The following is an 11351-nucleotide window of genomic DNA, read 5'->3' on the forward strand; positions in this document are numbered from 1 at the left end:
GGCGGCAACGCGCGCCTATGCAGCCCCACATTGAGCATCGCCGTTCGGCGACCAGAACGCTTCCCACCCTGGTGAATAAAGGCGGCTAGCGTTGGACGGGCGGAGGATCGTCGCGAAGGCCAAGGGCACCAAGGAAGAGCACAGCCGACTGGTTAACATGCGTCGACCTTGTCCTTGCGGGACCCGTGACAAGCGCCACCGCCCCGTGTCCCGTCGTGGCTGCGCCGACCACGCCAAGAAGCTCATTGAGCTGATCGACCACATCGTTGCGATGCAGGAAGCCGAGGCCCGGTACTTTGCGGCCTGGCACCGCGAGGGAGGGACGTGCTGCGGAACTCTCGATAATTGCCCGCTCAAGGTAACGAAGAATTAGCGGCAATAAGCCGACCGGCTCACGCATAGCACAAAATTTTTATGAAGATAATGGTCGCAATTTGCTGCTTCTATCTCGGCATGGGATTGTGGGCCACGAAAGCTACGCCTTCTTGCGCTGAGTAGGAAGGACGAGGCCAGCGGCACATTGACACCATAGACCGAACTCATACCGGTGGTTTTTGATCCTGACCTGTCCGGATCAAAAGCTTCGGCGGCATAGGCCGCCGCCGTGCCGGTCGGCACGGACACCAGCGGTCATCGTCAATGACCGCTGGTGTCAGTCCCTACCAACTAACAGCCAAATCCCCAGGGAGGTGGCCACGCCCCCAGCACCACCGCTGCAGGGCGGCGCACCGTCATGCCCCTCTCGCTCGCAATCAACGACACCATCGGCCGCCACTTAGCCGGCAAGCCAAGGGTGCCACCTCTCGCCGCCACTCAAACGGCGGAGAGAACGCTTTCAAAACGGGCAGTCAGAAACAGCAAACCAACTGGTGGGGCCGACCAACGTTCGGCTGCAGATTCCGACTGAAAGCGGCCACGGTTTCCGACGCCAAAGGAGGGCAGCGCGATAGATGTCAGCTAAACAACGCTAAGACAGAACAGACAAAGAACTTTGTTCATAGATCAGCATCCTCGCTTCCGTTTACGCCAAGAGCTGCATAGAGCGCGGTCTTTCCGACCTTGATCCGCGCAGCGGCTTCACGAACCGTGAAACCTTGGGCGAGGAGTGCCTTTGCCCGGCGGAGCTTGTCCTCGGTCATCACCGGCGTGCGCCCGCCCTTCCGGCCACGAGCGACAGCCGCGACCAAACCGGCACGGGTCCGTTCCCGAATGAGGTCACGCTCGAATTGGCCGAGGGCGCCGAAGATGTGGAACACCAGCCGGCCGCCGGCCGCCGGGCGTGGTCGTGTCGATCGCTTCGGTCAGCGACCGAAAGCCGATGCCACGGGCCTCCAGTATGTTCACAGTCTCGATCAGGTGCGGCAGCGACCGTCCGAGACGGTCCAACTTCCAGACCACCAGACTGTCGCCGACCCGTGCGAAGACCATGGCCGCCGCCAGACCAGGCCGATCAGCCTTGGCTCCGGATGCTTGATCTTGGAAGACCCGCTCGCAGCCCGCTTTGGCCAAGGCGTCGAGTTGCAGGGCTGGATCCTGATCAGCGGTCGAGACTCTGGCATAGCCGATGTTCACCACCGCCCGCTCCGTTTGTCCGGAAACCCGTCCGACAAACTATGTGTCCGGAAAGCCGTCGTCAACGCGGGTTTCCGGACAGTTTGGCGGCTGACCGCCAAACGGCCGATTGCCGGACGAGCTGTAAGATGGCCCCTCTTGTCAAACGACCACCTCGCAAGCCCGTCAGATTACTCCCAGACGGGCATGAGAGCTTGATGTATTGCCGACAGCCGCCGGCTTGATGCGGAACCATGCCGCATACAGAGCGGGGAGGAAGAGCAGGATCAGCACCGTGCCGACCGCGGTGCCGCCGATCAGCGTATAGGCCATCGACCCCCAGAAGACCGAGTGCGTGAGGGGGATGAAGGCCAGCACCGCGGCAAGGGCGGTCAGGATCACCGGCCGCGTCCGCTGCACCGTCGCCTCGATGACGGCGTGATAATCGTCGAGGCCGGCCGCTTGGTTCTCCTTGATCTGTTCGGTCAGGATCAGCGTGTTGCGCATCAGGATGCCGGCCAGACCGATCAGCCCGAGGATGGCGTTGAAGCCGAAGGGCTGGTTGAAGGCGAGCAGCATGGGCACGACGCCGACGACGCCGAGCGGTGCCGTCAGCAGGACCATGGCCATCATCGAGAAGGACCGCACCTGCAGCATGATGAAGACCAGCATGGCGGCGATCATGACCGGGAAGACCTTGCCGAGGGCGGTGTTGGCCTTGGCCGATTCCTCGATCGACCCGCCCGCTTCGATGCGATAGCCGGCCGGAAGCGAGGCGATCAGCGGCTGAAGGGCCGTCATGATCTGCTTGGAGACCTCCGGCGGCTGGGTCGCCTCGTTGTAGTCCGAGCGGATGGTGATGACGGATGTCCGGTCCCGGCGCTTCATCATCGGCTCTTCCAGCCTGATGTCGGCATGGCCGATCTGGTCGAGAGGGATTTGCTGGCCGGTGCGGCTCGTCAGCGAGAAGTCGGCCAGACGCGCCGGGTCCAGACGTTCGCCGCCGGCACTGCGCGCCACGATGGGGACGTTGCGGATGTCCTCGCGGACCTGGGTGACGGCGATCCCGGTCAGAAGGAACTGGAGTTGCTGGCCGACCTCGGCCGGAGAGAGACCGATGAGGTTCAGGCGATCCTGGTCGGGCGTGAAGCGGAGCACCGGCGTGCGGTTGCCCCAATCCCGGTTGGCCTGCCGGACATCCGGCACGCTCCGCATGATGGCGAGGGCCTTTTCGGAAATGTCGTAGAGCTTTGCCGGATCGGGGCCCATCACCCGGAATTCGACCGGAAACGGCGTGTAGGGGCCGAACACGAGCTGGGTGACGCGGACATAGGCCTCCGGCACCAATCCCTGCGCCACACTCTGCCGCAACCGGTGCTTCAGGGCCTCGCGCGCCTCGGCGTCCGGGGTGAGCACGACGATCTTGGCAAAGGCCGGATCGGGCAGCTCCGGCGACAGGGCGATGAAAAAACGCGGAGCGCCCTGGCCGATGTGGCTGGTGACGATCGTCGCCTCCGGCTGGTCGGCCAGCCAGCGTTCGACCTTTTCGACCGACGCCGTCGTCGTTTCGATGCTGGTGCCTTCCGGCAGGCGGACCTCCACCAGCACCTCGGGACGGTCGGAGGTCGGGAAGAACTGCTGCTTGACCCCGCCCATGCCGACGATGGCAACGGCAAAGGCGAGGCCGACGACCCCGCAGGTCACGATCTTGTGGCGCACGGCGAAGGTGATGATCCGCCGCAGGCGCCGGTAGTTCGGGGTGCCGTAGATCGCCTCGTGACCGCCGGCGACCGGTTTGATCGCCGGCAGCATCTTGACACCCAGATAGGGTGTGAAGACCACCGCCACGATCCAGGAGACGATGAGGGAGAAGCCCACGACCCAGAAGATGTTGCCGGCATACTCGCCGGCGGTAGAGCGCGCGAACCCCACCGGCAGGAAGCCGGCGATGGTCACCAGCGTGCCGGACAGCATCGGTGCCGCCGTGTGGCTCCAGGCATAGGCGGCGGCCTTGATGCGGTCGACGCCCTCCTCCATCTTCACCACCATCACCTCGATGGCGATGATGGCGTCGTCCACCAGCAGGCCGAGCGACAGGATCAGTGCGCCGAGCGTGATGCGGTCGAAGAAGCGCCCGGTTTCCAGCATGATGAGGAAGACGACGGCGAGCGTCAGCGGCACGGCGGCCGCCACGACGATGCCGACGCGCCAGCCGAGGCTGAGCAGGCTGACCAGCAGCACCACGCCCAGCGCCATGGCGAATTTGATCATGAATTCGTCGACCGCCGAGGTGATGTTGACGGCCTGATCGGTCACCTTGTCGAGCGTCATCCCGAGTGGCAGCGACCGCGCGATGCCCGCCGCCCTGTCTTCCAGCGCCTTGCCGAGCGCCAGGCCGTCCCAGCCCTCCTGCATGACGGTCGCAAGCATAACGGTGGGTTCGCCCTGGTGGCGGATGATGTAGGTCGGCGGATCCTCGTAGCCGCGGCGGACCTCCGCGATGTCCGACAGCTTCAGCGTCCGCCCGGCGGCGACGATCGGCGTGTCGGCGATTGCCTGCACGCCGTCATAGGCGCCGTCGATCCGGATGAAGACCTGCGGCCCCTGGGTGTCGATGGACCCTGACGGCGTGACGGTGTTCTGCCGCTGCAAGGCGGCGATGATGTCCTGGGCCGACACGCCGAGCGTCGCCAGCCTGGCATAGGAGAACTCGACGAAGATCCGTTCCGGACGCTCGCCCAGGATGTTGACCTTCTTGACGCCGGGCACATGCAGCAGGTCCTGGCGGATCGTCTCCGCCTGCCGGGCCAGCTCGCGCATCGGCAGGCCCTTGGCCTTCAGCGCATAGAGCGCGAAGCTGACGTCGGAATACTCGTCGTTGACAAAGGGGCCGAGCACGCCGGGTGGCAGGTTGCGCGTCTCGTCGCCCATCTTCTTGCGGGCCTGATAGAACTCCTCCTGCACCCTGGCGGGCGGCGTGCTGTCCTTCAGCGTCAGGGTCATATAGGCGTAGCCGGGCCGCGTCGTCGTCTCGACCCGGTCGTACCAGCTCAGCTCCTGAAGGCGTTTCTCCAACGGTTCGGCGACGAGATCCTGCATCTCGCGCGCGGTGGCACCCGGCCACACGCTGGTGACCGTCAGGGTCTTGATGGTGAAGGAGGGATCCTCCGCCCGGCCGAGCATGACGAAGGCAAAGGCGCCTCCCGCCGCCAGCAGGAGGATGAAGAACAGGGTGACGGCCCGTTCGCGGACGGCGATGGCGGAGAGATTGAGACTCATCACTGGCCCCCGCTCTCGGCGGTGATCCGGACGCGGACCCCGTCCTGGAGAAGATGGGCGCCGAGCGACACCACCGGGTCGCCGAGGCCGAGCCCGGAGATCACGGCGGTGTCGCCGCTCACCCGGACCAGCCGGACCGGCTGGAAGCGCACCGTCGCACTGGCGCGGTCCAGGGTCCAGACGCCGGTCCTCCGGCCATCGTCCAGCACGGCCCCAAGCGGCACCTGCTGTTCGGCCTGCCCCGCTCCATCCGCCGTCCGGCCCGCCGACCATCCCGTTAACCGGATCGTGACCGTCGCCCCGAGGGGGGCGGAAGCGGCGTCGCCGTCGAGCACGTAGCGCGCCTCGTAGGTGCGGGTCTGGGCATCGGCGGCGTCCGACAGCTGGCGCAGACGCGCGCCGTACCGCTGCCCATCGACGCCATAGAGGCTGGCCTCGGCCGACGAGCCGATGGGTGGCCGAATGGTTTCGGGCAGCGCCACCACCGCCTCGCGCGGGCCAGCCTGCGCGATTCGGACGACGGTCTGGCCAGCGGCGACGACCTGTCCCGGCTCGCCCAGCGTTTCAACCACCGTGCCGTCGCTGTCGGCCAGCAGGACCGAATAGGTCGCCTCGTTCTCGGCAACCCGCGCATCGGCTTCCGCACTGGCGAGTTGCGCCCTGGCGGTGTCCAGCGCGGCCTTTGCCTGTTCATGACGCTGCCGGGTGGCCCAGCCGTCGTTGACCAGACTGGCGTAACGCCGTTCGTCCGCTTGGGTCTGCACGGCCGTTGCCCGCGCTGCGGCGACCGCGTTGCGCTTGGCCGTGAGGGCGAGGCGCAGGTCGGTCTCGTCGATGCGCATCAGCGGCTGACCGGCCTTGACCGGCTGCCCGACCGTCGCCAGCCGTTCGATGATCTTGCCGGGAACGCGGAAGCCGAGATTGCTCTGCACCCGCGCCCCGACGACGCCGGTGAAGCCGCGCGCGGATCCGGCCACCGGAACCGCTGCAGCAAGCCGGACGATCGGTGCCTCCTGCCGGGGATCGCTCACCGCCGACGCCTCTTCTGTGTGCATGGACAGCGTCACGAACGCGGCCGCGCCCAGCGCCGCCGTCAGAACGCCACCCGCCACGACCATGGGTCTCTTTTTCATGCCCGCCGCCTCAACCAAATTAGATTGCGTACGACATCTATATCGATTATAGAGTTCGAACGCAATCTAAATGACGGTCGTTCTTGCCCGGCAGCGCCGCTGCCGAGGCCGAACCCGGCACAGAGAGGACAGTGAACCCAATGGAAAAGACCAATCGCGGCGTTGCCCTGGTGACGGGAGCATCGTCCGGCATAGGATACGCGGCGACCAAGGCGCTGAAAGCCGCAGGATTCGGCGTGTACGGGACCAGCCGTCACACGGGCGCTGAAGGCCCCGACGGCGTCACCATGCTGACCTGCGACGTCACCGACGACGCATCCGTGGCCGCGCTGATCGAGGCGGTGATGACCGAGGCCGGTCGCATCGATCTGCTGGTCAACAACGCCGGTGTCGGCCTTTTTGGCGGTGCCGAGGAATCCTCGCTTGCCCAGGCGCAGGCGCTGTTCGATGTGAACATGTTCGGCGTCATCCGCATGACCAACGCCGTGCTGCCGATCATGCGGCACCAGAAAAGCGGCCGGATCATCAATCTCAGTTCGGCGCTCGGCTTCATTCCGGCTCCCTATTCCGCGCTCTACGCGGCGACGAAACACGCCGTGGAGGGTTACTCGGAATCGCTCGACCACGAACTGCGCACGCTCGGCATCCGGGTCACGCTGGTCGAGCCCGCCTACACCCGAACCTCCTTCGACGCGAACATCATCAAGCCGGACCGTTCGCTCGACGCCTATGCGTCCACGCGCGCCGATGTGGCCATGGCCGTCGAGGACGCGATCAGGAAGGGCGACACGCCCGAGACCGTGGCCAAAACCATCGTCAAGGCCGCGACCGAGGACGAACCAAAGCTGCGCTACCCGGCGGGGAAAGTGGCCCGGCAGGTCAGCCTCCTGCGCCGCTTCGTCCCGGCCGCCGCCTTCGACAAGAGCCTGCGCAAGATGCTCCGGCTGCCGGTCTGATCCCGGGCCAGACCGCCACATGATCCGTCCCGGTGTCGGGACCATGCACGCCGCTTCCGGTGCAATGAAGGACAATCCATGACCGCCCTGTCCCGCCTGGAGAGGCCGACGGCCCCAGCGCCCACCCACAACGCGCCACCCGGCGTTCTTGACGGGCCGATTGCGCCGACGATGCTCCGCCTGGCGGTGCCGACGATCCTGGTTCTGGTCCTTCAGACGCTGGTCGGGGTGGCCGAAACCTGGTTCGTCAGCTTTCTCGGGACGGACGCGCTCGCCGGGGTCGCGCTGGTCTTTCCCGCGTTCATGCTCATGCAGATGATGGCGAATGGCGGCATCGGCGGCGGCGTCTCCTCGGCCGTCGCGCGGGCCTTGGGGGCCAAACGCCATGACGATGCCGAAGCGTTGATGTGGCATGCGGTCGTCCTGGCCGGTGCCTTCGGCATCCTCTTCACCGTGGGGGCCCTCCTCGCCGGACCAATGCTGTATCAGGCGATGGGGGGAACGGGGCCGACGCTGATCGCGGCACTCACCTATTCCGGAATTGTGTTCGCCGGTTCCATCCCGATCTGGATCACCGCCTTGATGTCGTCGGCCCTTCGCGGTGCCGGGAACGTGACCGTGCCAGCTCGGGTGATCTCGTCGGGCACCGTGCTTCTCATCCTGCTGTCACCGGCCTTGATCTTCGGTTGGGGTCCACTCCCCCGTCTCGGGGTTGCGGGCGGCGGGGTGGCGGTGGTCGTGTACTATCTGTTCGCCGCGCTTGCGCTGACGCTGTATCTGCGGTCTTCGCAGAGCCGTCTGAAGCTCAGGGTCGTCCCTCTGCGCGCGGGGCTGTTCAAGGACATTCTCGGAGTCGGTTTCCTGTCGGCGATCGGCACCGTCCAGGTCAATCTCACCGTCACCTTCGTCACCGCCGCCGTTGGCCGGTTCGGAGCCGATGCCATCGCCGGATACGGCATCGCCTCGCGCCTCGATTACATCCAGATTCCGCTGATCTTCGGGCTTGGCACGGCCATGGTCACGATGGTCGGGCAGAACATGGGGGCGGGGCAGGTGGCGCGGGCGCGCCGCGTCGCCTGGATCGGGGCCGCCTTCGCCTTCGGGGCGACCGAGGCCATCGGCCTTGCCGCCGCACTCTTCCCACAAGCCTGGATCGGCCTGTTCAGCGACGATCCCCAGGTGCTGGCGATGGGCACGCTCTATCTGCGAACCGTGGCACCGGTGTACGGCGCGGTCGGGCTGGGGTTGGCGCTCTATTTCGCCAGCCAGGGCGCAAAGCGCGTGCTGTTTCCCGTTTTGGCCGGCACCGTCCGCATGATCATCGCGGCGTTCATCGGCTGGTCGGCCGTGATCTGGTTCGACGCCGGGCTTTCGACCCTGTTCGGGATCACGGCCCTGGCGGCGGTTTCATACGGGCTTTTGACGGCGGTCGCCATGATCGGCGGTGCCTGGGGTCGGCATCCCACCCCCCAAGCGCGCGCCTGAAGAAGGCCTGCGGAATAGCTGGAGAATTGTGTCGGTCATCCACATCTCCTATAGAGGTCAATCGAAATCCAAAAGGGGCGTACCATGCGTGTCAGTCGCGTTCAGGCCGAGGAAAACCGGCAGACTGTGATCAACGTGGCGAGCCGTCTTTTTCGGGAGCACGGTTTCGACGGCATCGGCCTCAAGGATTTGATGGAGGCGGCGGGCCTGACCCAGGGCGCTTTCTACAAGCAGTTCGCGTCCAAGGAGGATTTGGCGGCTCAGGCCTCAACGCGGGCGCTGGAGAGCGCCTACGACCGATGGACGGCGGCGACCACCCCAAATATGGCCACCGAAAATCCACCCACCGCACATCCAGAAGATCCGCTTGGCCCGGTGATCGGCTTCTATCTCAGCGCCGGGCACCGCGAGGAAAAAGCTGACGGTTGCCCGATCGTGGCGCTCGGTTCCGATGCCGCCAGACATGGCGTCACGGTGAAGGCGTCGTTCGAAGCCGGGATCAGGGCGCATCTCGACGTCCTCGAACGCCTGATGTCGGACACGCAGGGCGAAGAGTTCAGAACCAAGGCGATGGCGATTCTGTCGCTGATGGTCGGTGCGCTGACGCTTTCGCGTGTCGTCAACGACCCCACCCTTGCTCAGGGCTTTCTGGATACGGCCGCTGCGCAAGCCCGCAACATGGTCACTGGGTGAATGGGCATGACCGCACTGGGAACCGGTCGATCAGAGGGTGCTTGACCATGCCTGCTTGCACATCCGCCCGGCGGGCCGCAATCCTGGCGATTGCCGGTCGGGCCTTCCTGCGGCAGGGCTATGCCGAAGCCTCGATGGATGGCATCGCCGCCGAGGTGGGCGGGTCCAAAAGCACACTTTATCGTTATTTCCCCTCCAAAGCCGCGCTGTTCGCCGCCTATGTCGAGGAAGTCGGGACTTTGACCTGGGCCGCCCTTGCCGCTGTTCAGGTGGAGGGACAGGGAACCGAGGCTGTGTTGGAGGACACGGCGCGCGCCTATCTGGACTTGATCCTGTCCCCTTCAGCGCTTGCCGTGACCCGCCTCGTGATAGCTGAAACCGGTCGTTTTCCGGAGATTGGCCGCATCTTCTACGAGCGCGGAATTCAGCGCGCGGAAAGTCAAATCGCAGCCATATTGCAGCGTTTGGCAGAGCGGAGTGACGTACCCGGCTGGAACTTTCTGGCACTGCCCGGCGCTGCTGCTCATTTCCGGGCTCTCTGTGAAGCCGGTCTGCATGAGGAATGCCTGTGGGGTGTATACGAATCGGCTTCCCCGGAAGATGTTGGTAGCGTTGCAAAGCAGGCGGTCGCCCGCTTCCTGCTAGGCTGTCTGGGACAAATTTATCTTTGACTTTCAAAATAATGAGAAGAAACGAATGGGATCTTCTCATATGTCCGTCAAAGGGTGGCAAGGCGGACAGGCGGGCAACGCGGTTCCGTGACAGGCGGTCCTGCGTTCGTCCATAACCCTTCCCCGTCATGAGCGGGCCTTGGGGTCTGGCGCCGGCTGGAGAGGGAGATGGAGTGCCGCGACATCGTTTGTTGCCCGAGGCGGAGTTACAGCGGCTTCTTGGTATTCCTGCGGATCGGGATGCTCTGGCGCGTCGCTTCACGCTCACCCCATCGGATCAGGATCTCGTTCTGACACGGCGGGGCGCGGCCAACCGGCTGGGCTTCGCCGTGCAGCTGGCGCTGTTTCGGCATTCCGGCCGCGCGCTTGCCCAGCTCGAGGAACCGCTCGACGCTCTGGTCGCCTGGATCGCCACCCAGATCCATGTGCCGGCGCACCTGTTCACCGATTATGCGCGTCGACCCCAGACGATGACCGATCATGCCCGGCAACTCGCCGCCATGCTCGGGTTGCGGCCATCGACCAATCTCGATCTTCCCTTCATGATCGAAGCGGCCGCCCAGGCCGCCTGGACCACGAACAGGCCGGAACCGATCGTCACCGCCATCGTCTCCGCCCTCCGCTCCCAAAACATCATCCTGCCGGCATTGCCGGTGATCGAGCGCACCGGCGCCGCTGGGCGCGCCCGTGCCCGCAAGCGGGCGGTGGATGCTCTGCTTGCCGGCCTCACCGACGAGCAACTGGCCGAAATCGACCGTCTGCCGGTGGTCGATCCTGACCTCGGCGGGACTCCTCTTTCCTGGTTGAAGGCGATGCCGAGCGCGCCGAAAGCCGGACATGTCCGTGACCTGCTCGACAAGCTTCAGACCGTCCGCGCCATTGGGATCGCATCCGATATCGACACGCGCATTCCTGAAGTCCGGTTCCGCCAGTTCGTCCGGGAAGGTCAGGCATCGCCCGCCTATCTGCTCGGCCGCTACACCGCTCAACGGCGGCGAGCAACTCTGGTTGCCGTGCTGTTCGATCTCGAATCCCGATTGATCGACGCCGTGCTCGACATGGCCGACCGGCTGATCGGTGGCGCATTCACACGGGGCAAGCACGCCAAGGAAAAGACCTACGCCGCGACCACACGCGATGTCGGCCGCCTGATGCGGCTCTTCCATGACACCATCGAGGCGCTCGGCGTAGCCCAGGACAGCGACCGTGATGCTTTTGCCGTTGTTGACGAGAGCGTCGGCTGGGCGAAGCTGTTGCGTGCCCGCCCCGAGGTGGCCAATCTTGCCGATTTGGCGGAGGAGAATCCCCTTGTCCGTGCCGCCGACCGCTACATCTCGATCCGGAAGTTTCTCCCGGCTCTTCTCGAAGCTCTCACCTTCAAGGCAGCCAGGGACAACGACCCGCTGCTCGCCGCGGTTGCGCTGCTGCGCGATCTCAACCAGGCCGGAAAGCGCGACGTACCGGCGGACGCACCGATGCCTTTCCGCAAGGAGTGGACATTGGTGCACAAATCGGCAGACTGGCAATCGAAGAGGGCTGCGGGTAAAGGATTGGCCCCTTCTGGAGCCGAGAGTCGGATGCCG

General features: G+C 65.2%; 11 protein-coding genes and 1 pseudogene. 7 read left to right on the forward strand and 5 right to left on the reverse strand.

The features are described from left to right. The first annotated feature begins 91 nt into the window (after positions 1–91). Positions 92–373: an E2 domain-associated cysteine-rich protein gene (locus EJ903_RS28205; RefSeq protein WP_377007829.1), complete on the forward strand. Its 282-nt coding sequence runs from the start codon at positions 92–94 to the stop codon at positions 371–373. On the opposite strand, the gene EJ903_RS27295 is transcribed toward EJ903_RS28205, so the two are convergent. Beyond that, entirely contained in the window at positions 370–624 is a 255-nt protein-coding gene (locus EJ903_RS27295; RefSeq protein WP_174237364.1) for a hypothetical protein, read from the reverse strand. The genes EJ903_RS28205 and EJ903_RS27295 overlap by 4 nt on opposite strands. Positions 625–659: 35 nt before the next feature. On the opposite strand from EJ903_RS27295, the pseudogene EJ903_RS25505 reads away from it, so the two are divergent. Further along, positions 660–799 (forward strand): annotated as a pseudogene (locus EJ903_RS25505) (IS21 family transposase); the annotation flags it as partial. A gap of 196 nt (positions 800–995) precedes the next feature. Here the strand turns inward: EJ903_RS25505 and EJ903_RS28210 are convergent. From EJ903_RS28210 to EJ903_RS25520, 4 genes are all read right to left on the reverse strand, one after another. Beyond that, a complete protein-coding gene (locus EJ903_RS28210; RefSeq protein WP_425455523.1) occupies positions 996–1139 on the reverse strand; it encodes a hypothetical protein in 144 nt (47 codons plus the stop codon). Positions 1140–1215: 76 nt separating this feature from the next. Next, on the reverse strand, positions 1216–1572 hold the full coding sequence (locus EJ903_RS28215) for a recombinase family protein (protein ID WP_425455522.1): 357 nt from the start codon (positions 1570–1572) through the stop codon (positions 1216–1218). 165 nt (positions 1573–1737) lie between these two features. Continuing rightward, positions 1738–4830, reverse strand: coding sequence for an efflux RND transporter permease subunit (locus tag EJ903_RS25515; protein WP_126620690.1), 3093 nt, complete (start codon positions 4828–4830; stop codon positions 1738–1740). Further along, positions 4830–5963 carry an efflux RND transporter periplasmic adaptor subunit gene (locus EJ903_RS25520; RefSeq protein ID WP_126620691.1) on the reverse strand — a complete coding sequence of 378 codons (1134 nt, stop codon included), beginning with the start codon at positions 5961–5963 and terminating at the stop codon, positions 4830–4832. Before EJ903_RS25520 ends, EJ903_RS25515 begins: the two co-directional genes overlap by 1 nt. A gap of 83 nt (positions 5964–6046) precedes the next feature. Between EJ903_RS25520 and EJ903_RS25525 the strand changes: the two genes are divergently transcribed. The 5 genes from EJ903_RS25525 to EJ903_RS25545 form a co-directional block, all read left to right on the forward strand. After that, complete coding sequence (locus EJ903_RS25525; protein WP_246015980.1) at positions 6047–6919, forward strand: oxidoreductase; 873 nt, start codon at positions 6047–6049, stop codon at positions 6917–6919. A gap of 78 nt (positions 6920–6997) precedes the next feature. Then, positions 6998–8404, forward strand: a complete 1407-nt coding sequence (locus EJ903_RS25530) for an MATE family efflux transporter (protein ID WP_126620692.1) — start codon at positions 6998–7000, stop codon at positions 8402–8404. An 84-nt stretch (positions 8405–8488) separates the two neighbouring features. Next, positions 8489–9097, forward strand: a complete 609-nt coding sequence (locus EJ903_RS25535) for a TetR family transcriptional regulator (protein WP_126620693.1) — start codon at positions 8489–8491, stop codon at positions 9095–9097. A gap of 47 nt (positions 9098–9144) precedes the next feature. After that, a complete protein-coding gene (locus EJ903_RS25540) occupies positions 9145–9768 on the forward strand; it encodes a TetR/AcrR family transcriptional regulator (protein ID WP_246015983.1) in 624 nt (207 codons plus the stop codon). A gap of 173 nt (positions 9769–9941) precedes the next feature. Then, positions 9942–11351 (forward strand): DUF4158 domain-containing protein (locus EJ903_RS25545; RefSeq protein WP_158628014.1); only part of this gene is annotated, 1410 nt, incomplete at its 3' end.

It is taken from the genome of Azospirillum griseum (assembly GCF_003966125.1).
GTDB lineage: Bacteria > Pseudomonadota > Alphaproteobacteria > Azospirillales > Azospirillaceae > Azospirillum > Azospirillum griseum.

What these genes read in the sequence shown, in the direction of transcription:
- EJ903_RS28210 (WP_425455523.1), bottom strand. Translation starts at nt 1,139, where the DNA reads ATGACCGAGGACAAGCTCCGCCGGGCAAAGGCACTCCTCGCCCAAGGT.
- EJ903_RS25515 (WP_126620690.1), bottom strand. Translation starts at nt 4,830, where the DNA reads ATGAGTCTCAATCTCTCCGCCATCGCCGTCCGCGAACGGGCCGTCACC.
- EJ903_RS25520 (WP_126620691.1), bottom strand. Translation starts at nt 5,963, where the DNA reads ATGAAAAAGAGACCCATGGTCGTGGCGGGTGGCGTTCTGACGGCGGCG.
- EJ903_RS25530 (WP_126620692.1), top strand. Translation starts at nt 6,998, where the DNA reads ATGACCGCCCTGTCCCGCCTGGAGAGGCCGACGGCCCCAGCGCCCACC.
- EJ903_RS25535 (WP_126620693.1), top strand. Translation starts at nt 8,489, where the DNA reads ATGCGTGTCAGTCGCGTTCAGGCCGAGGAAAACCGGCAGACTGTGATC.
- EJ903_RS25540 (WP_246015983.1), top strand. Translation starts at nt 9,145, where the DNA reads ATGCCTGCTTGCACATCCGCCCGGCGGGCCGCAATCCTGGCGATTGCC.